General features: G+C 70.4%; 15 protein-coding genes. 14 read left to right on the top strand and 1 reads right to left on the bottom strand.

Annotated features, from left to right (window positions below; all coding sequences use genetic code 11):
• The 8 genes from ACWF94_RS09545 to ACWF94_RS09510 form a co-directional block, all read left to right on the top strand.
• The coding region (locus ACWF94_RS09545) for a Cgl0159 family (beta/alpha)8-fold protein (protein ID WP_453486332.1) at positions 1 to 705 on the top strand (705 nt) is incomplete at its 5' end.
• Positions 706 to 812: 107 nt separating this feature from the next.
• On the top strand, positions 813 to 1,808 hold the full coding sequence (gene iolB / locus ACWF94_RS09540) for a 5-deoxy-glucuronate isomerase (RefSeq protein WP_453486330.1): 996 nt from the start codon (positions 813 to 815) through the stop codon (positions 1,806 to 1,808).
• On the top strand, positions 1,805 to 3,736 hold the full coding sequence (gene iolD, locus ACWF94_RS09535) for a 3D-(3,5/4)-trihydroxycyclohexane-1,2-dione acylhydrolase (decyclizing) (RefSeq protein WP_453486328.1): 1,932 nt from the start codon (positions 1,805 to 1,807) through the stop codon (positions 3,734 to 3,736). The genes iolB and iolD overlap by 4 nt, the downstream gene beginning before the upstream one ends.
• A 56-nt stretch (positions 3,737 to 3,792) precedes the next feature.
• The gene (locus ACWF94_RS09530) at positions 3,793 to 5,295 is read left to right on the top strand and encodes a CoA-acylating methylmalonate-semialdehyde dehydrogenase (protein WP_453486327.1); all 1,503 of its coding nucleotides are present in this window, start codon (positions 3,793 to 3,795) and stop codon (positions 5,293 to 5,295) included.
• 572 nt (positions 5,296 to 5,867) lie between these two features.
• A complete protein-coding gene (locus tag ACWF94_RS09525; RefSeq protein WP_453486325.1) occupies positions 5,868 to 8,738 on the top strand; it encodes an alpha/beta fold hydrolase in 2,871 nt (956 codons plus the stop codon).
• Positions 8,735 to 9,592, top strand: a complete 858-nt coding sequence (locus ACWF94_RS09520; RefSeq protein ID WP_453486323.1) for an ABC transporter permease — start codon at positions 8,735 to 8,737, stop codon at positions 9,590 to 9,592. The genes ACWF94_RS09525 and ACWF94_RS09520 overlap by 4 nt, the downstream gene beginning before the upstream one ends.
• A 241-nt stretch (positions 9,593 to 9,833) precedes the next feature.
• The gene (locus tag ACWF94_RS09515) at positions 9,834 to 11,525 is read left to right on the top strand and encodes a YfbK domain-containing protein (protein ID WP_453486321.1); all 1,692 of its coding nucleotides are present in this window, start codon (positions 9,834 to 9,836) and stop codon (positions 11,523 to 11,525) included.
• Between the two features lie 40 nt (positions 11,526 to 11,565).
• On the top strand, positions 11,566 to 12,129 hold the full coding sequence (locus ACWF94_RS09510) for an anthrone oxygenase family protein (protein WP_453486319.1): 564 nt from the start codon (positions 11,566 to 11,568) through the stop codon (positions 12,127 to 12,129).
• On the opposite strand, the gene ACWF94_RS09505 is transcribed toward ACWF94_RS09510, so the two are convergent.
• A complete protein-coding gene (locus tag ACWF94_RS09505; protein ID WP_453486317.1) occupies positions 12,110 to 12,901 on the bottom strand; it encodes a class I SAM-dependent methyltransferase family protein in 792 nt (263 codons plus the stop codon). The two genes, ACWF94_RS09510 and ACWF94_RS09505, sit on opposite strands and share 20 nt — an antisense overlap.
• 517 nt (positions 12,902 to 13,418) lie before the next feature.
• Between ACWF94_RS09505 and ACWF94_RS09500 the strand changes: the two genes are divergently transcribed.
• The 6 genes from ACWF94_RS09500 to ACWF94_RS09475 all read left to right on the top strand — a co-directional run bounded on the left by ACWF94_RS09500 (position 13,419) and on the right by ACWF94_RS09475 (position 19,891).
• A complete protein-coding gene (locus ACWF94_RS09500; protein ID WP_453486315.1) occupies positions 13,419 to 13,901 on the top strand; it encodes a hypothetical protein in 483 nt (160 codons plus the stop codon).
• A 47-nt stretch (positions 13,902 to 13,948) separates the two neighbouring features.
• A complete protein-coding gene (locus ACWF94_RS09495; protein WP_453486313.1) occupies positions 13,949 to 15,415 on the top strand; it encodes a sensor histidine kinase in 1,467 nt (488 codons plus the stop codon).
• Positions 15,318 to 15,977 carry a response regulator transcription factor gene (locus ACWF94_RS09490; RefSeq protein WP_453486311.1) on the top strand — a complete coding sequence of 220 codons (660 nt, stop codon included), beginning with the start codon at positions 15,318 to 15,320 and terminating at the stop codon, positions 15,975 to 15,977. Before ACWF94_RS09495 ends, ACWF94_RS09490 begins: the two co-directional genes overlap by 98 nt.
• A 543-nt stretch (positions 15,978 to 16,520) precedes the next feature.
• Complete coding sequence (locus ACWF94_RS09485) at positions 16,521 to 17,123, top strand: carbonic anhydrase (RefSeq protein WP_453486309.1); 603 nt, start codon at positions 16,521 to 16,523, stop codon at positions 17,121 to 17,123.
• A gap of 201 nt (positions 17,124 to 17,324) precedes the next feature.
• The gene (locus tag ACWF94_RS09480; protein ID WP_453486308.1) at positions 17,325 to 19,358 is read left to right on the top strand and encodes a SulP family inorganic anion transporter; all 2,034 of its coding nucleotides are present in this window, start codon (positions 17,325 to 17,327) and stop codon (positions 19,356 to 19,358) included.
• A complete protein-coding gene (locus ACWF94_RS09475) occupies positions 19,355 to 19,891 on the top strand; it encodes a hypothetical protein (protein WP_453486306.1) in 537 nt (178 codons plus the stop codon). Before ACWF94_RS09480 ends, ACWF94_RS09475 begins: the two co-directional genes overlap by 4 nt.
• Positions 19,892 to 20,049 lie beyond the last annotated feature (158 nt).

Genomic DNA, 20,049 nt, shown 5'->3' with positions numbered 1-20,049 from the left:
GCCATGGCCAACCGACTCGATCTGCTGGAGCGGATCTGCCTCGCGCTCTCCCGCCCCGGTGTCGACGGAGTCCTCGCCACCGCCGACATCCTCGACGATCTCCTGTTGCTCGGCGCCCTCGATGGCAAGGTCGTCATGGGCTCGATGAACCGAGGCGGCCTGGCGGGCGCGTCCTTCGAACTCGACGACCGCTTCACCGGCCACCGCGCCCAGGACCTGGCCCGGCTCGGTTTCGACGCGGGAAAGCTGCTGCTCCGTATCGACTATCAGGACCCCGCGTCGCTCGACACCCTGCACGCCACCGCCCGCGCCGTGGACGAGATGGCCGAGCGACGGCTGCCCGTCTTCATCGAGCCGTTCATCTGTCACCGTACCGACGGACGCCTCCGCAACGATCTCAGCGCCGAAGCGGTCACCCGCTCCATAGCCATCGCCTCCGGCCTGGCCGGAACATCCGCGTACAGCTGGCTGAAAGTCCCGGTCACCGACAATCCCGGCGATATGGCGGAGGTGATGGGCACCTCGACGCTCCCCGCCGTGATCCTCGGCGGTGAGATCGGCGACGATCAGGACGCGGCGTACGACAAATGGCGCGGCGCGCTACGACTGCCCACCGTGCAGGGCCTGGTGGTGGGACGCTCACTGCTCTACCCCGTCGACGGAGACGTCGCGGGCGCGGTCGACACCGCCGTAGGACTGCTGTAACGGACACGGGCAGAAAGCGACACGGGTTCAACCGACACGGGCCCAACCGATACGGGCCCAAGCGACACGGGCACAAAAGATATGGGCGTAAGGGATACGGAGAGGTCATGAGCGCCGACGGAACACGCGAACCGGTCGATCAGCTGTACGTCCCGGCGGGAAGTGCAGCCGACGGACCCTACGCCCTCCGTGTCGACCCCGGGCAGGCAGGCTGGGAACACTGTGGCCTCCGGGTGCTGGAGCTGGCACCCGGCGGATCGCACACGTTCGCCACCGGGGACAGCGAATGGATCGTCCTGCCCCTCAACGGCGGCTGCACTGTGCACACTCAAGGTGAGTTCATTGAACTGCGGGGCAGGGAGAGCGTGTTCGGCGAGGTCACCGACTTCGCCTATCTACCGCGCGATGCCCACGCACAGATCGCCTCCGGTGCGGGAGGCCGCTTCGCCCTGGCAGGAGCGAAGTGCGAGCGACGACTCCCCGCTCGCTACGGCCCCGCGCCGGAGGTACCCGTCGAACTGCGCGGCTCCGGCAACTGCTCGCGGCAGGTCAACAACTTCGCCGCCGCCGACACCTTCGCGTGCGATCGCCTGATCGCGGTCGAGGTGCTCACCCCCGGCGGGAACTGGTCCTCCTACCCGCCGCACAAGCACGATGAGCGGGTGCCCGGCGTCGAGTCCGAGCTTGAGGAGATCTACTACTTCGAGATCGACGGGGGCGGGGTCGGCTACCACCGGGTCTCCCCGTCCCGTCCCGGCGGCGCGGACATCCTCACCGAGGTGCGCACCGGGGATGTCGTCCTCGTCCCCGACGGCTGGCACGGCCCGTCCATCGCCCCGCCCGGCCGTGACATGTACTACCTCAATGTGATGGCGGGCCCCGGTGCGAGCCGGGAGTGGCTGATCCGCGATCACCCGGACCACGGCTGGATCCGCGACACCTGGCCGGGGCAGCCCGCCGACCCCCGGCTGCCGCTGTACGAAGCGCCGCCGTACCCCACCCCGGACCTGGCCCCGGGCCCCGAATCCGACCCGGGCCCCACCTCTGACCCCGCCCCCCGTCCCCACTCCGGCCCTCCGTCCGGGGAAGGCGGTCACCGATGACCACGCCCCGCCCCGCCCCGCGCCGACCCGCCACGCACCGAATCGCCACGCGCCGGCTCACCGTCGCCCAGGCCCTCATCACCTTCCTCACCCGCCAGTACACCGAGCGCGACGGCGCGCGCCACCGGCTGATCAGCGCCACCTGGGGCATCTTCGGCCACGGCAATGTCGCCGGGATCGGCCAGGCGCTGCTGGAGACGGGCACAGGACCCGACTCCCCGATGCCGTATCTCCAGGGCCGCAGTGAACAGGCCATGGTGCACGCGGCTGTCGGCTACGCCCGCCAGTCCCGCCGGCTCTCCGCCCACGCCGTGACCACCTCCATCGGCCCCGGCGCCACCAATCTGGTCACGGGCGCGGCCCTCGCCACCATCAACCGGCTGCCCGTACTGCTGCTGCCCGGCGATGTGTTCGCCACCCGCCCCGCCGATCCCGTGCTCCAGCAGCTCGAAGTCCCCTACGCGGGCGATGTGTCGGTCAATGACACCCTGCGTCCCGTCTCCCGCTGGTTCGACCGGATCAACCGGCCCGAAGCGCTCATTCCGGCGGCGCTCCAGGCGATGCGGGTGCTCGCCGACCCCGCCGAGACCGGTGCGGTGACGCTGGCGCTGCCCCAGGATGTGCAGACCGAGGCGTACGACTGGCCGGAGGAGTTCTTCGCCGAACGCGTCTGGCACATCGCCCGGCCGCGCCCCGGCACCGACGCGCTCCGGGCGGCCCACCGGGCGCTGTCCGAGGCACGCCGCCCCCTGATCGTCGCGGGTGGCGGGGTCCGCTACAGCGGGGCCGAGTCCGCGCTGCGCTCCTTCGCCGACGCGACCGGCATCCCCGTCGCCGCCACCCAGGCGGGCAAGGGCTCGCTGCCCCACGACCACCCCGGTGACGTCGGCGGCATCGGCCACACCGGCACCGCGACCGCCGCCGAGCTGGCCCGTACCGCCGATCTGGTCATCGGGGTCGGCACCCGCTGGTCGGACTTCACCACCGCCTCCCACACGCTCTTCCAGAACCCCTCGGTCCGCTTCCTCCATATCAATGTCACCTCCTCCGACGCCCACAAGCTGGCCGGAATCCCGCTGCTCGGCGACGCCCGCGCCGTCCTGGGCGAACTCGCGGAGCTGAGCCGCGACTACCGGGTCCCGCTCGCGTACGAGGAGGAGTACGGCGACGACAAGGAGCGCTGGGAGCACCGGGTCGACGCCGCGTACGAGCCGGAGAATCCGGATGTACGCCCCACTCAGCCGCAGGTCCTCGGCGTCCTCGACGCGCTCGTCACCGGCGACGACATCGTGATCAACGCGGCCGGGTCGCTCCCCGGCGATCTCCACAAGCTGTGGCGGGCGCGCTCGGCCGACCAGTACCACGTCGAGTACGGCTACTCCTGCATGGGATACGAGATCCCCGCGGCCATCGGCGTCGCGATGGCAGCGCCCGGCCGGCCGGTCTGGGCGCTCGTCGGCGACGGGACCTATCTGATGAACCCCACCGAGATCGTCACCGCCGTCCAGGAGAACATCCCCATCAAGGTCGTGATCCTCCAGAACCATGGCTACGCGTCCATCGGCGGTCTGTCCGCATCGGTCGGCGGCGAGCGGTTCGGTACGGCCTACCGGCACCGCGCCGCCGACGGTACGTACACCGGGGCTCCGCTGCCCGTCGATCTCGCCGCCAACGCCGCGGCGCTCGGGCTGCGCATGATCCGCGCCAGGACCGTGCGTGACCTGCGGGAAGCCCTTGCCGAGGCCCGTGCGTCAAACGTACCCACAGGTGTCTATGTCGAGACCGAAACGGCAGACACTGTGTCGGGCGCCCCGCCCGCCCAGGCGTGGTGGGATGTTCCTGTGGCAGAGACCGCGACCCGTCCGTCGGCGGTCAGGGCCCGTGAGGAGTACGAGCGGCACGCCGCAGCCCGACGCCGCCATCTGTGAAACATCCGGGACATCCGGGAGATCTGGGCACTGAGCCCGTGAAGGAGCCTTTCGTCATGACGAAGACCGTCAACCACTGGATCGGTGGCAAGACCGTCGAGGGCGCGTCCGGCAACTGGGGCCCGGTCACCGACCCGGCGACCGGCGCCGTCACCACCCGGGTGGCGCTGGCGTCGGCCGACGAGGTCGGAGCCGCCGTGGCCGCGGCGAAGGAGGCGTACACGACCTGGGGCACGTCCTCGCTGGCCCAGCGCACCGCGATTCTCTTCCGCTACCGCGCGCTGCTGGACGCGCGCCGTGACGACATCGCCGCGCTGATCACCGCCGAGCACGGAAAGGTGCACTCCGACGCGCTCGGCGAGGTCGCGCGCGGGCTGGAGGTCATCGAGCTGGCCTGCGGGATCACCACCCAGCTCAAGGGTGAGCTGTCCACGCAGGTCGCCAGCCGGGTCGATGTCGCCTCGATCCGGCAGCCGCTCGGGGTCGTCGCGGGCATCACCCCGTTCAACTTCCCCGCGATGGTGCCCATGTGGATGTTCCCGCTGGCCATCGCCTGCGGCAACACCTTCGTCCTCAAGCCCAGCGAGAAGGACCCCTCCTCCGCGATCCTCCTCGCGGAGCTGGCGGCGGAGGCCGGGCTGCCCGACGGTGTCCTCAATGTCGTCCACGGTGACAAGGTCGCGGTGGACGCTCTCCTCGGGCACCCCGATGTCGCCGCGGTCTCCTTCGTGGGCTCGACGCCGATCGCCCGCTACATCCACACCACCGCATCCGCCAACGGCAAGCGCGTCCAGGCGCTCGGCGGCGCGAAGAACCACATGCTGGTCCTCCCGGACGCGGACCTCGACGCCGCCGCGGACGCCGCGGTCTCCGCCGCGTACGGCTCGGCGGGCGAGCGCTGTATGGCGATCTCCGCCGTCGTCGCCGTCAGCTCCATCGCCGACACCCTCGTGGAGAAGATCCGCGAGCGCGCCGAGAAGATCAAGATCGGCCCCGGTACCGACCCGGCCTCCGAGATGGGCCCTCTGATCACCAAGGTCCACCGCGACAAGGTCGCCTCCTATGTGACGGGCGCGGCGGCCCAGGGCGCGGATGTCGTCCTCGACGGCACGGGCTATACGGTCGACGGCTACGAGGACGGCCACTGGATCGGCCTGTCCCTCCTGGACAAGGTCTCCACCGACTCCGACGCCTACCGCGACGAGATCTTCGGCCCCGTGCTGTGCGTACTGCGCGCGGACACCTACGAAGAGGCCATGGCCGTCATCAACGGATCGCCCTACGGCAACGGCACCGCCATCTTCACCCGCGACGGCGGTGCGGCCCGGCGCTTCCAGTTGGAGGTCGAGGCGGGCATGGTCGGGGTGAACGTGCCCATCCCGGTCCCCGTCGGCTACCACTCCTTCGGCGGCTGGAAGGACTCCCTCTTCGGGGACCACCACATCTACGGCCTCGACGGTGTCCACTTCTACACCCGCGGCAAGGTCGTCACCACGCGCTGGCCCGACCCGTCGGACGCGCCGTCGGGGGTTGACCTGGGCTTCCCCCGCCACGACTGAGCCTCCGGCTCGGGTACGCAGGGTCTTGTGCCCCTGGGCCCTTGATCCCTGCGGGCGGCGCGTGCCCCGTGCGGGTGGGCATATTCAGCCTCGCCGGCGTTTGAGGCGTGGGGTTCGGGGCGGAGCCCCGGTGTCTGGCTGCGCCCTGCGTTGGCTGTCGCGCACCCCTGCGGGGTGTCCTCAAACGCCGGACGGGCTGGTTTTGCGCACCCGGGTAATCCAGCCTCGCCGGCGTTTAGGCGTTGGGGGTCCTCCCACGCCGCAGGGCGTAGGGGGAGGTTCGGGGCGGAGCCCCGGGAGGGCCCCGCGCCCGGTGTTGGCTGTCGCGCACCCCTGCGGGGTGTCCTCAAGCGCCGGACGGGCTGGTTTTGCGCACCCGGATAATCCAGCCTCGCCGGCGATTGAGGCGCGGGGTCTGGGGCGGAGCCCCGGTGGGTGGCCGGGGCGGTCGGGAGGGGAGGCGCGTACCGCAGGGGGTGTACGCGGTGGGGGTGGCGTACTCCCCGTGGAGACCGCGCGGCTCCCCCCGTAGGCAGCCGAGAGCGCACAGCACGTGCGCTTAAGGTTTCAACATGCGCATCAGACTTCCCCGGCCACGCCCACGCGGCCGATGGCTCGCGGGCATCGCCGCCCTCGCCGTGCTCGCGGGCGCCGGCACCTGGACCGCGGTCGCCGATGACAGTGCTCCGGCGGTGCACCGGGAGGATCTGGTGCGGAACATGCCGGGGGCGAGAATCGACGCCTCGTACTTCACCTCGGGGGAGGGGGCCGAGCGCAGGCCGGCGGTGTTGCTGGCGCACGGCTTCGGCGGCAGCAAGGACGATGTGCGGGCGCAGGCGGAGAAGCTGGCCCGGGACGGTTATGCCGTACTGACCTGGTCCGCCCGGGGGTTCGGTGAGTCCACCGGGCGGATCGGGCTCAACGACCCCGCGTTCGAGGTCAAGGACGTCTCGCGGCTGATCGACTGGCTGGCGGGGCGCCCCGAGGTGCGGCTCGATGCCGACGGGGACCCGCGCGTCGGCATCGCCGGTGCCTCCTACGGCGGGGCCGTCTCCCTGCTCGCCGCCGGGCACGACAAGCGGGTCGACGCCATCGCCCCCGCGATCACCTACTGGAACCTCGCCGACGCCCTGTTCCCGGAGGGGGTGTTCAAGAAACTGTGGGCGGGCATCTTCTTCTCCACCGGCTCAACCGCCGCACCCGGCGCGGTACCGGGCGTCGCACCATCCGCCGAGCCCCCCGCCGAGCCCCCCGCCCGGGGCGGCGGCGGGGAAGCCGCGGCACCCGGCAAGGACAGTGGCACAGGCACCGGCCAAGGCACCGGTCCAGGCAAAAGCACCGGCAAAAGCACCGGCAAAAGCACCGGCAAAAGCACCGGCAAAAGCACCGGCAAAAGCACCGGGCCCGGCCCCCTGAACCCCGCCACCTGTGGCCGCTTCCAGCCAGAACTGTGCGCGATGTACGAACGGGTCGCCGTCGCCGGAGCGCCGGACCCCGCCGCCCGCGCCCTGGTGGAGAGCCGGAGCCCCTCCGCCGTCGCCGAGCGCATCAAGGTCCCCACCCTGATCACCCAGGGCCAGGCCGACTCCCTCTTCCCGCTGTCCCACGCCGATGCCATGGCCAACGCGATCAGCGCCAACGGGGCGCCCGTCGCCGTCGACTGGATCGCCGGCGGTCACGACGGCGGGAACCGGGAGAGCGGTCGCGTCGAGAGCCGGGTCAACGCGTGGTTCGACCGGTATCTCAAGGACGACAAGTCCACCGACACCCGCCCGGCCTTCCGGGTGAGCCGCACCGGGGGCGTCGACTCCACCGACGGCCAGGCGCTGCTGCGCGGCGCGACCGGCAACCGCTACCCGGGTCTGGAGAGCGGCGCCCGCCCGGTGACCCTCACGGGACTTGAGCAGACCTTCGCCAACCCGGCGGGCGCCGCCCCGCCCGCGATCTCCGCGGTCCCCGGACTCAGCGGCGGCCTCGGCCAGTTCTCCTCTCTCGGGGTCGGACTGTCCCTCGACTTCCCAGGCCAGCACGCCCGCTTCGACTCCCGCCCGCTGCGCCAGTCCCTGCGGATCACCGGCGCACCGTCCGTCCGGGTCAAGGTCGCCTCCACCAGCGGCACGGCGGTGCTGTTCGGGAAGGTGTACGACGTCGGCCCCGACGGCCGCGAACAGATCCTGCCGTCCCAGCTCGTCGCCCCCGTCCGGGTCGACGGTGCCCGCCAGGGCAAGGAAGTCGCCCTGACCCTGCCCGCCGTGGACCACCAGATCGACGCGGGCCACCGGCTGCGGCTCGTGCTCTCCGCCACCGACCTCGGCTATGCCTCCCCGGTGGCCCCCGCCCAGTACACCGTCGGCCTCGCGGGCGGCGGCGAACTGGCCGTGCCCACCGCGCCGTCGGTGAAGACCCAGGCGGCCGGGCTGCCCTGGTGGACCTGGGCGCTCCCGGCCGCGAGCGCGGTCATCGCCGCGGTGCTGCTGTTCACCGCCCGCAGGCGTACGCTCGCCCCCGCACCCGACCCCGGACTCGCCGACGTACCCCTGGAGATCACCGGCCTGACCAAGCGGTACGCCCGGTCCGCCGACCGCTACGCCGTCCAGCAGCTCTCCTTCCGGGTCGAGAAGGGCCAGGTCCTCGGACTCCTCGGCCCCAACGGCGCGGGCAAGACCACCACCCTGCGGATGCTGATGGGCCTCATCAGGCCCGACGAGGGCGAGATCCGTGTCTTCGGCCACGCCATCCGGCCGGGGGCGCCCGTACTCTCCCGGGTCGGCGCGTTCGTGGAGGGAGCGGGCTTCCTGCCGCATCTGTCGGGCCGCGACAATCTGGAGCTGTACTGGCAGGCCACCGGCCGCCCCGCCGATGACGCCCATATCGCCGAGGCCCTGGAGATCGCGGGTCTCGGCGACGCCCTCGCCCGCGCCGTACGCACCTACTCCCAGGGCATGCGGCAGCGGCTCGCCATCGCCCAGGCCATGCTCGGCCTGCCCGATCTGCTGATCCTGGACGAGCCGACGAACGGTCTCGACCCGCCCCAGATCCGTGAGATGCGGGAGGTGATGATCCGTTACGCGGCCGGGGGCCGGACCGTCATCGTCTCCAGCCACCTCCTCTCCGAGGTCGAACAGTCCTGTACCCATCTGGTGGTCATGGACCGAGGCCGGCTGGTGCAGGCCGGACCGGTCGCGGAGATCACCGGTGAGAGCGACACGCTCCTCGTCACCACCGCCGTCGCGGTCGCCGACCCGCTGGTGGAGAAGATCGGCGCACTGCCCGGGATCGGCTCGGCCGTCCGCGTGGACGAGGGGCTGCTCGTCCGCCTCGACGGAGCCACCGCGTCCGCCATGATCGGCGAACTCGTCCGGCTGGATGTGCCCCTGACCGGTGTGGGACCGCACCGCCGCCTGGAGGACGCCTTCCTCACCCTGATCGGAGGTCCCGCGTGAGCGCGCTGGTCGACTCGGCACCCGGATACCGCCCCGGCCGTACGCTGCCCCTGAGGGTCGAGGCGGTACGCCAGTTGAAGCGCCGGCGGACCATGGTGATGGGCGGGGTGCTGGCGGCGCTGCCCCTGATCCTCATCGTCGCCTTCGCCATCGGCGGCACCCCGGACGGGGCTTCGAGCGGCCGTATCACCCTCATGGACACGGCCACCGCTTCGGGCGCCAACTTCGCCGCCACCTGCCTGTTCGCCTCGGCGGGCTTTCTGCTGGTGGTGCCGGTGGCGCTGTTCCACGGCGACACCGTGGCCTCGGAGGCCAACTGGTCCTCCCTGCGCTATCTGCTGGCCGCTCCCGTCCCGCGCACCCGGCTGCTCTGGTCCAAACTGGCGGTGGCGCTCGGTTTCAGCGCGGTGGCCATGGCGCTGGTGCCGCTGGTCGCCCTGGCGGCGGGTACGGTCGCGTACGGCTGGGGCCCGCTGAAGCTGCCCACCGGCGGTTCCCTCGGCACCGCCGAGACCCTGCCCCGGCTGGCGCTCGTCGTGGCCTTCATCTTTGTCTCCCAACTGGTCACCGCCGGTCTGGCGTTCTGGCTGTCCACGAAGACCGACGCTCCGCTGGGCGCGGTCGGCGGAGCCGTCGGACTGACCATCGTCGGCAATGTGCTGGACGCGGTCACCGCCCTCGGCGACTGGCGCGAGGTGCTGCCCGCGCACTGGCAGTTCGCCTGGATCGACGCGCTCCAGCCGCAACTGGAGTGGAGCGGCATGGTGAAGGGCGCGTCGGTGTCGGTGAGCTTCGCGCTGGTGCTGTTCGCGCTCGCGTTCCGCAACTTCGCCCGCAAGGACATCGTGTCCTGACCTTCCGGAGCGCCGACCCCGGAGCGCCGGCCGACCTGATCCCCGGTGTCGGTCGGCGCACTCCGCCCCGGCGTCGGTCGGCGGACCCCGGCCCCGCCCCCGGGCCTCCGCCCCCCCGGCTCCGCCCACGCCCCCCGTTCAGCTCCCGTTGCCGTTTCGAGACGGTTCCGCAACGCTCCCGGCAAGTCCGGAAACCCACCCCATACGTCACATCCACAAGCCAACGACAGAGGGGGTCCGGATGAAACTCGCCACCACGGCGCACAACACCGGAGCGGGGAAGCGCGATCGTGCGGCGGCGCGCGCCCGGAAAACCAGGGCGTACCACGGCATGGTGGTCGCGGTGCTGGCGGGTGGACTGCTGCTCACCACGGGGTGCAGCGCCGACAGCGACCGGGGCCGTAAAACCTCGTACTCCGACGAGGAGGGTGCGGGCACGGGCGCCAACAAGGGTGACGGTGGCCGCCCGGCACCCGGCGCGGTGGAGGGCGGTGCGAAGGCCCCGTCCGTCGCGCCCCCGGCGGACGGTACCGCCGAGGAGCGGCGGGACGAGTCGCTCGACAAGTCCAGGGCACCGGACTATCTCTCCACCTTCGCGCTCGATGTGGACACCGCCTCGTACGGATACGCCCGGCGCACCCTTAAGGACGGCCAACTGCCCGCCGCGTCCAACGTCCGGCCCGAGGAGTTCATCAACAGTTTCCGGCAGGACTATCCGCGCCCCGACGGCAATGGATTCTCGGTGACCGTGGACGGCGCCCGCCCGGGCGCGGGCGAGGGCGAGATCCGGGGGGAGACCGGCGGCCAGGAGGCGGCCGGTGAGAACTGGTCGCTGGTGCGGGTCGGCCTCTCCACCCGGCCCGCGGACCGGGCGGGCGAACGCCCGCCCGCCGCCCTCACCTTCGTCATCGACATCTCCGGTTCGATGGCGGGGACGGGCCGGCTCGATCTGGTCAAGGAGTCGCTGGGTGTCCTGACCGGGGAACTGCGCGACGACGACTCCGTCGCCGTGGTCACCTTCAGCGACAGGGCCGAGACCCGGCTGCCGATGACCTCGCTCGGCGGCAACCGCGAACGTATCCGCAAGGTGGTCGAGTCGCTGGAGCCGACCGACTCCACCAATGTGGAGGCGGGTGTGCGGACCGGGTACGAGGTGGCCGTCGAGGGCCGGCGGAAGGGCGCGACCAACCGAGTCGTCCTGCTCTCCGACGCCCTCGCCAACACCGGCGAGACCGAGGCCGACGCCATCCTGGACCGGATCGACGACGCCCGGCGCGAGCACGGCATCACTCTCTTCGGGGTGGGCGTCGGCAGTCAGTACGGGGACGCCCTGATGGAGCGGCTCGCCGACAAGGGCGACGGCAACACCACCTATGTGTCCACCAGCGAGGAGGCCAGGACGGTCTTCCGCGACCAGTTGCCCGCACAGATCGAACTGCGGGCGCGGGACGCCAAGGCCCAGGTCGCGTTCGACCCGAAGAACGTGAAGCAGTTCAGGCTCATCGGCTACGAGAACCGGGACGTCGCCGACGAGGACTTCCGCGACGACACCGTGGACGGCGGCGAGGTGGGCCCCGGCCACACGGTGACCGCCCTGTACGCCGTACGGCTCCGGGACGGCGCGAGCGGTCATGTCGCCACGGCGACCGTCCGCTGGCTCGACCCGAAGACCCGGGCGCCGCACGAGCGTACGGGCTCCATCGAGACCGACGCGGTCGACGGCGCGCTGTGGGGCGGTGCGTCGACCCGGTTCCAGGTCACGGCGGTCGCGGCCTACTTCGCCGACTCCCTGCGCGGCGGGTCGCTGCCGGGCACACCGGGTCTTGGCGAACTGGCCGGGCGGGCGAAGGCGCTGGCGGCCACCACCGAGGACAGCGCCGTACGGGAACTGGCCGACACGATCGGCCGCGCCCAGCGGCTGAAGGACCGGTAGAACGGGACGAAGACGGGGCCGGGGGGCCATGATGTACCCCATGGCCACCGCACTTCTCGCGCTCGCGATCATCTCGACGGGTCTCTACGCGGGCTTCATGCTGACCTTCCGTACCGGCATCATGCCCGCGCTCGCCCAGCTCTCCGACGAGCAGTTCCTCGCGGCCATGCGCCGTATCAACGAGGTCGTGCCCAGGCCCCTGTTCCTGCTGACGTTCTTCTCGTACGTCGCCTTCCCCGCCCTGTCCCTCGCGTTCCCCGTCGGCGGGCGGACCGGCACTCAGCGCTGGCTGCTGATCGCGGGTCTGGTCTGCGCGGTGATCAGCCATCTCATCACCATGGGCGGCAATGTCCCGCTCAACAACGCCCTCGCCGCCGCGGAGAAGAAGGGGACAGAGAAGGGGACAGGTAATAAGGGGACAGAGACAGGTACCGGTACAGGTAATAAGGGGACAGGGGCGGAGAAGGAGCCGGAGGAAGAGGCCGCCCGGGGCGATCGTGAGGCGCGTACCGCCTTCGAGCCCCGCTGGAACCGGCTCCATCTCGTCCGCACCCTGTTCACCGTCGCCTCCTTCGCGCTGGTGGTCAGCTCCGCGCTGTCGTGACCGTGAACAGCCCCACCGTCTCCCGCCGGCTGGCCACCTCGGTGAACCCGGCACCGGTCGCCCACCGCTCCGCCCGTTCGACGGGCCGGCACTTCATCACCCACAGCGCACCGTCCCGGTTGGGCAGCACATTCGCGATGAACTCAAGCTGCGGATGGCGGGTCTGGGTGGTGAAGACCAGTACGCCGCCCGGCGCGAGCAGAGCGCGCAACCGCTCCACGGACGCCGCGATCGCCGCCTCGTCCAGCAGCAGTTCATAGAGCCCGGACACGACGATCACATCGGGGGCCCGGTCCGGGGCCACGGGGTCGAGAGCGTCCCCGTGCGCGTACGAGATATGTGTCAGCCCGCGCTCCCGCGCCTGGCGTTCGCCCTGGGCGAGGCCCGTCCGGTCCAGATCGCGGCATTCCACGCGTATGGTCCCGGGCGGGTACTCCTCGGCCAGATCCTGGAGATAGCGGCCGGGCCCGGACGCCACATCGAGGACGAACACCTCCCCCTCGCGCCCGGCGATCTCCTTGCGCAGGACGTCCTTGAGCAGTTCGCGCCGGGCGCGGATGGCCCGCCAGCCGATGGCGTTCAGATAGAAGCGGTCGATGACCCGCCCGGCCACCAGGGCGCCGCGCGCCTTGTTGACGTAGACGTAGTCGAGCATCGACCCACTGTCGAAACCGTGGCGGTAGCCGATCCTGACGCCCTCGCTGAGCCGGCCGACGCTGTTCAGCAGCAGGCGCATCGCCGCCCACCGCACACTCTTCAGTCCCTTGGTCATGGGGTCAGCGTCGGGGCGGGGCCGCCCGGGCGGCATCCGTGCGCGTACTCGGTCCGGCCCTGAGTACCCGTCTTCTCGACGCGGGAACCACCGCATAAGAAACACCGCATAAGAAATGCGGCATAAGAAATGGCGTATCGGAAAGATGGTGTCGGAAGTCCGTTACCGGATGGGGCGGGTGGTGGCCGGAGCGCCATCGGCGTATGGCGCCCGGCCCGGTGGCGGCTGTTCCCGCCGGAACCGGAACCGGAACGGCGCGCGCGTCGGCGGAACCTGAGGTTCCGAGGTTGCTCAGGGGCCTACCCATGAGTTCGGCATGAGTGCATTCTGAGTCATCGGCGGCCAGGCCGCGTATCTCCCAGCAGCCCCGTCGTATGTCCGTCGACCAGCTACAGCGAGAGGGTGGCGCAGGATGTCCTTCTGGTCCGCCGACGCAGCCCCGCGTCCTATGAGAGCCGGATATGAGAATCCTCTCCTCTTTCATTCATGTGTTCGATCTAGGACGCACACTCTCCGCATGACACTGCGGAGAGCCAATGTTCTGATCACGGTTGTGTGCGCCCTGGCGGGAGCCGGAATGGTCGCGGGGAAGGTCTGGGCAGGTGGGCCAGAGCCCCTTGACCTCGGGCCACCCGTGGTCGTGGAGCCCAGTTCCAGCCCGCTTCCGGAAGCCACCTCACGGACCCAGCCGCCGTCCCCGAAGACACCGGCGCTGCCCGAGTCGCCCAAACCGATGCCGACGGCCACGCGGACGGCGACCACCCCGTCCGCATCCCCCACCTCTCAGCAGCCGCCGCCCTCGCAGTCGAGCGAGCCGCCCTACCGGGGGCCCGGCGGCAAGCCGGTCCTGCCCCTGCCCCCGCCGCGCAGTTCCGACGACGGGCCGACCGTGCCGGGCACCGGCGGGGACGACGACGGCGGTGGCGACGATGACGACAGCGCCGACGGGGGAGGAGGCGGCAGCGGGGGCAGCGGGGACTATGCGGAAGGGGACGACTAGCGGTGCGGCAGCGTACGGCCAGCGCGAGATCGCGCATCGTCGGATGGATGCTGCTGCTGGTGGGTGCGGCGCTCGCCGTGCCCACCGTCGCCATCGCCGTGGTCTGGCAGACCCAGCTCGACCAGGAGGTCGACTCCCAGTTGCAGCGCGAGTTCGAGGCGCTGCGCCACCATGCGAAGAACGAGCCCGGCCTGAAGCCCAACGACAGCGCGGCCCTGCTCACCAGCTTTATGCGCAGGACCCTCCCCAACAGCGACGAGACCTTCTTCAGCATCGTCGACGGGCGGGCCTATGAGCGCAGCGCGGCCGACACGCCGCTGAAGCTGGATCAGGACCCCGTCGTGGTGCGGAAGCTGTCCACGGTCGAGGCGCCCGCCGCCGGCTGGCTGGACACCCGGGCGGGCAAGGTGCGGTACGGAGTGCTCCCGGTCCAGGTGGCCGGTGACACCCGGGACGTACGGCTGGTGGTGGTGGAGTTCCGCGACCGTCAGCTTCGTGAGGAGCGGCGGGTGATGAAGCTGCTGATGGGCGCCGGGGCCGGGGCCCTGATCTGCGCCGGGTTCGCCAGCTGGCTGATCGCCGGGCGGATTCTCGCCCCGATCCGGCTGGTGCGGCAGACGGCGGCCCGGATCGGCGAATCCGATCTGACGCAGCGGCTCGATGTGCGGGGCGACGACGATGTGGCCGCGCTCGCGCACACCTTCAACCACATGCTGGACCGGCTGGAGCGGGCGTTCACCGCCCAGCGGCGGTTCCTCGACGAGGTGGGGCACGAGCTGCGTACGCCGATCACCGTCGTACGGGGGCATCTGGAACTGATGGAGGACGGCACCGAGGAACGCGCCATGACCAAGGCCCTCGTGGTGGACGAACTCGACCGCATGGGCCGCATCGTGGACGATCTGATGCTGCTGGCCAAGGCCGAGCGGCCGGACTTCCTCACGGTCGGCGAGACCAACCTCACCGATCTGATCGTGGATGTGGTCGCCAAGGCCAGGGCGCTGGGCCCCCGGCACTGGCGGGTGGCCGCCGTCTCCGAGGCGACCGTCCTGGTCGACGGCCAGCGGCTCACCCAGGGACTCATCCAGCTCGCCGCCAACGCCGTCCGCCACACCCTGGACGGCGATCTGATCGAGATGGGCTCGGCGCTCCAGGAGAACCGGGTGCTCCTGTGGGTCCGGGACACCGGACCCGGCGTCGGGCCGGTGGACCGGGAGCGCATTTTCGGCCGGTTCGTCCAGGCGGGGCGCGTCACTTCGCCCGCGCAGGCGGGCACGGGCATCGGCCTGGGTCTGGCGATCGTCCGGGAGATAGCCGAGGCCCACGGCGGCACCGCGTGGGTGGAGGACGCCGAGACAGGGGGGGCCCGGTTCGTACTGGACTTGCCGGCGTATTTCCCCTGGCAGAGAGGACATGATGCACCGGATACTGATAGCGGAGGACGAAGCCGGAATCGCCTCCTTCGTAGAAAAAGGTCTGCGGAGCAATGGGTTCGTCACGGCGGTCGTGGGTGACGGACTCTCCGCGTACGAGCACGCGCGGGCCGGGGACTGCGATCTGATGATCCTCGACCTCGGGCTGCCCGCGGTCGACGGGCTGACCGTCCTGCGCAAGCTCCGTGAACTGCGGGTGACGCTCCCCGTCGTCATCCTGACGGCGCGCGACAGCGTCTCGGACGTGGTCGCGGGACTTGAGGGGGGCGCGGACGACTACATCTCCAAGCCCTTCGCCTTCGAGGAGCTGCTCGCCAGAGTCCGGCTGAGACTGCGGGGGGAGGCCGGCCCTGAGGCGTCCGTGCTCCGGGTCGGAGACCTCGTCCTCGATTTAAGGACCCGCCGGGTCCATGTGGACGGCCGGGTGGCGGAGCTGTCGGCGCGCGAGTTCGCGCTCGCCGAGGTGTTCCTGCGCAACCCGGACCAGGTGCTGACCCGCGAGCAGTTGCTCAGCCGGGTCTGGGGATTCGACTACGACCCCGGATCCAACATCGTCGATGTGTATGTGCGGTATCTGCGGCGCAAGCTGGGACCCGACCGGGTGGAGACCATCCGGGGCGTCGGTTACCGGCTACGCGCATGACGGCTGTGCGCCAATGCGGCCGTCCGCGCGTACTTCTGCTGTCGTGGCTCTTGCCGTTGCCGCCATTTCTGTCGTATCTGTAACTCCTGGCGATTCCACGGTTACCGTCGTTCCGGCGGCTTCCGCGGCTTCCGTGTTCTCGATGGTTTCTGCGGATTCCGTGGGTTCGATGTTTTTGATGGATTCCTTCGAATACATTGATTCGCGTGAATCCGCAGGGCCCCGGTTCTCCGGTTCCGTGGAATCCGCCCGCTCCATCGCTCATGAGTGGTAGACACGTTGTCGTGCCTGGTCAGCGGGGATTGCCCGCCCCTTGGCCGCTATGCGGACAAGAGTGACCGGGGCCCTTCGGACGAAGGGTGGGAACTCCGTGGAATAGACCACCCTGAATGCTCTGACATCGTTGTCGTAGCCATGAGAACTCTCTCACTGTGATCTCACAGATGACTCATGACTCGGGCGCATGCTTCCGGGCCAAGACATCTCCCCGGATGTCTCCCCCCATACCCAGCTTCCTCAGCTGGTTCAGCCTGGAGCGTGACCATGAAGCGACTGCTCGACAATGCGCGCAACTTCCGGCACCGTGTTGCCCCCGAGAGCGAGACATTCCGCCGGTTCGCCGCCGGACAGACGCCCGGGACGCTGTTCATCACCTGTTCCGACTCCCGGGTGATCCCCGCCCTCATCACCGGCGCGGTCCCCGGCGAGGTCTTCGAGCTGCGCAACGCGGGCAACATCATCCCCCCCTACACCCCGGGGGGCGAGTCCGGCGAGGCCGCCACCATCGAGTACGCGGTGGAGGTCCTCAAGGTCCGGGACATCATCATCTGCGGCCACTCGCACTGCGGTGCGGTCGGCGCCCTGGCCAACGACCAGGACCTGACCTCTCTCCCCAGCGTCGCGCAGTGGGTCGCCGTCGCCAAGCCCGGCCTCGCCCCGATGCTGGGTACCCCCCCGGACGACCTGGCGCTTTCGAAGTTCGTCCAGCGGCACGTCATGTCGCAGCTGGAGATCCTTCGGAACTACCCCAAGGTGCGTGACGCCGTCGACGCCGGCCGGCTGAAGGTGCATGGCTGGTACTACCGCGTCGACACCGCCGAAGTCCTTGAGCTGGACGAACTCAATGGAGTGTTCCACCGGAACTGACACCCGGGCCCGGCCTGGCCCCCTCACCCCCCCACACGCATCGGTCTGCCGGATGCGAGCACCCCCAAGCTCAACGGCCCCCCCGGATGCGGCGAAAGGATCACTGTGTCGACTGAACGAATACGTCCTTCAGCGGGACGTCACGCGAAGAGGAGCGCCCCCAGCGGGAGCCCCTCGCCGAAGTCCGCACCTTCTCCTTCCATGTTCAGTTCCCTCAGTAGTGACATCCCGTCCTCGCTCGTCGTCTTTCTTGTTGCTCTTCCCCTGTGCATCGGCGTGGCCGCCGCCTCCGGCGTCCACCCGGCCCTCGGTCTGATCCCCGGCATCATCGGCGGCATCATCGTGGGCTTCCTGCCCGGCAGCACCCTCCAGGTCACCGGCCCCGCCGCCGGACTCGCGGTCCTGTGCCTGGAGTTCGTCACCGAACACGGCGTCGGGTTGCTCGGGCCCGTCGTCCTGCTCTCCGGCGTCTGCCAGATGATCCTCGGGATGCTGAAGATGGGCCGGCTCTTCCAGTCCATCTCGGTCTCCGTGGTGCAGGGCATGCTGGCGGGTATCGGTGTGCCGCTGATCCTGAGCCAGATGTACGCCATGGTGGACTCCAAGCAACTCGGCACCGCCCTGAAGAACATCGGCGGTCTGCCCGATCTGGCCTCGGCCGTCCTCGGCGACAAGCAGAAGGGCGCCGCCCTGCTGCTGGGCATCATGGCCCTCGCCATCTGCTTCCTGTGGAAGAACGTCCCCCAGCCGATCAGCAAGATCCCGGCCCCGCTGGTCATCGTGGTCCTGGGCTCGATCATCGCCGCGTTCCCCGGCTTCGATGTCAAGAAGGTGGAGTTCGGCAAGCTGACGGACGCGCTGCACTTCGTCCCGATCTCCTCGTTCAGTCATATCCTCGACCCGGCGGTCCTGATGATGGTCGTGACCTTCACGGTCATCGCCTCGGCCGAGAGCCTGTTCAGCGCGGCGGCCGTCGACCGGATGCACTCCGGCCCCCGGACGCAGTACAACAAGGAACTGTTCTCCCAGGGTGTCGGCAACACGGTCAGCGGTCTCCTCGGCGCCCTGCCGATGACCGCGGTCATCGTCCGCAGCGCCGCCAACCTCAACGCCGGGGCCAAGACCAAGCTCTCCCGCATCCTGCACGGTGTCTGGCTGCTCGGCTTCGGCCTGCTGCTCCCGGGCCTGCTGGGGATGATCCCCATCACGGTGCTCGCCGGTGTGCTGCTGCACGCCGGATGGAAGCTCTTCAACCCGCCGTCCTTCGTGGCCATGTGGAAGAAGGACCGCGGCGAGGGCATCGTCATGATCATCACGACCCTCGCCATCGTGGTGGCCAACCTGCTGGAGGGTGTGCTCGCCGGCCTCGCCGTCGCGGTCGTCCTCACGGCGCTGCGGATGTCCCAGATGACCATCCGCAAGACCACGGACGGCGACACCGGACGCCTTGAGCTGAGGGGCAACGCCACCTTCCTCAAGCTCTCGAAGCTGATCGACGCCCTGGACTCCATCTCGGACAAGGACCGGGTCCATGTGGACGGGCGGGGTATCTCCCACCTCGACATGGCGTGCCGCGCCCAGATCGAGGAGTGGGGCGAGCAGCGCCGCAAGGCCGGTGCCGAACACGTCGAGATCCTGCTGCCCGGCGACCCGGCCGACGAGGTGGAAGAGGCGGTCGAAGAGGTCACCGAAGCCGCCGAACCGACCACCGTCGAGTTCGACCAGCCGGCTCCCGCGCAGGCCGAGCCCGAGACGGCACGGCCGTACGTCCCGCAGCCCGAGCCCGCGTATCAGCACACCATGGCCCAGGGGTACTCCCACGGCCACGCACAGCACGGGAACTCCTACGCCCGCCAGCACCAGCACGCGCAGCAGTTCCAGCACCAGCACGCGGCACACCAGAACCAGCACGCCGCGCATCAGCACAGCCGCCCGGCGCATCAGCAGCCGCACTACACACAGCAGTCCCAGGTGCATATCCCGAACGCGGGTCACAACCAGCACCAGGGACACGGCCAGCCCTACCCGCCGCAGCAGGGATACATCCCGCAGCAGGGATACGGGCCGGACGGCACCCCGCCCCAGGGCGTGCCCGTCCAGGGCTACGACCAGCAGGGCCAGCCGTATCAGCAGGGCTACGGCCAGCAGGGATACGACCAGCCGCCGAACGGAGGTTACTGGGGTCCCGATGACGACTGGGCTGTCCAGCAGTACGGCGAAGGGACCCGGCGATGAAACCCCTGCGGCACGCGCTCGCTGACGCCCTGCATCTACGGGATCTACGAGACCTCCGGCACCACCGGCATCCGGGCCAGGCCCGGCGCGGCACGGACCGGCAGGACTGCTCCCGTACCGACTGCCCCAACTTCGAGCAGCGGGGGACCGGCCGCCCCAGGACCGACCGTCCGCTGCCCGACCGCCCCAGGACCGACCGTCCGGGACCGGACCGCCCCAGGACCGACCGTCCCGGGCCGGACCGCTCCGCATCGGACCGGTACGGAGCAGACCGCCCCGTATCCGACTGGCACCCGACCGGACCGGGCGGGAGCGAGCGGCGTCAGCCGGCCCGCCCCTGCCAGGAGGACCCGCTGTTCGAGTTCCTCCGGTCGATGCACCACTTCCTCACCGCACCGCAGGAAATCGCCAAACCCAGCCAGGCGAGCCAGGGGAACCAGGCGAACCAGGCGAACCAGGCTGACCGGTCCGACCGGTCCGGCCGGTCCGATGGCGGCGATGCGGGCGGAACCAAGCAGCATGGACCGTCGTAGGCCGCTCTGACGGGACATGCGAAACGTCGCCCACGGAACCGACTATCCCGCAGGGTTCCGTGGGCGGCCCCCCAGGGCCTTGAGCGAACGCTTCCCCCACTGGGCCCTGGTGAGCCCCCTCTACTGCGCCCCCGCAGAGAGGGGGCTCCCTGCGGGAG

Source organism: Streptomyces sp. NPDC055078, assembly GCF_053607985.1.
The sequence above is the reverse complement of the archived record's forward strand: the minus strand, read 5'-3'. Positions and strand labels throughout refer to the sequence as shown.